The following is a 638-nucleotide window of genomic DNA, read 5'->3' as shown; positions in this document are numbered from 1 at the left end:
TTGATTGTTAGAAACAACATCAAAAGATCGCACCTGCGGCAGCTCCTACATTGGATTGTGGGTAACTCAGGCAGCGGGCTGATCCAGCTCCAGGCCAACGCCCAGGCGGCGCCCATGCACGGCCAGCGCTTCCAGGCGCACCGGTGTCCGGGCTGCTCAGTTTTGTCGCGGTAGGCTTCTACCGATTCCAGCGCAAAACTCTCGTCGTCAAGCATCTCGTCGATGGTGTGATGCACGACTTCATCCAGTTGATTGGCAAATTCCTCACCGAGCAGCTGGTGAGCAATCAGGTTGGCGACCGTCATGTCCAAGGGGATCAGTGGCTGGCCGAGGTGTTTGATGTACAGGTCGTTGACCTCTTCGACAAAGCGGTGCGCCAGATAGGCTTCGTCCAGCAGGCTGTCCAGACCGACCGGCGGCTGGAGGAAGTACTGCTCGGCGATTTTCAGCACCGGTTTGATCTGCGACTCGATTCCCGCTTCCCTGGCAACTTCATTGGCTGCGTCCAGCATGTCTGGTACTTCATCGATATAGGCGCTGACAAAACTCGTCAACGCGTCTTCGCGGTTAGCGTCCGGCAACTGAATGGCCGAATGCAGATGAGGCAAACTTGGCTTCCAGCTGACGCTTGAGCCGTC

Annotated in this window: 1 pseudogene; it reads right to left on the bottom strand. The window is 57.2% G+C overall.

Going from position 1 to position 638, the window contains the following annotated elements:
* Positions 1 to 66: 66 nt before the first annotated feature.
* A pseudogene (locus HT737_RS28835) lies at positions 67 to 638 on the bottom strand (hypothetical protein); the annotation flags it as partial.

It is taken from the genome of Pseudomonas sp. MD195_PC81_125, assembly GCF_014060985.1.
GTDB lineage: Bacteria > Pseudomonadota > Gammaproteobacteria > Pseudomonadales > Pseudomonadaceae > Aquipseudomonas > Aquipseudomonas parakoreensis.
This window is presented reverse-complemented; position numbering and strand designations above follow the sequence as displayed.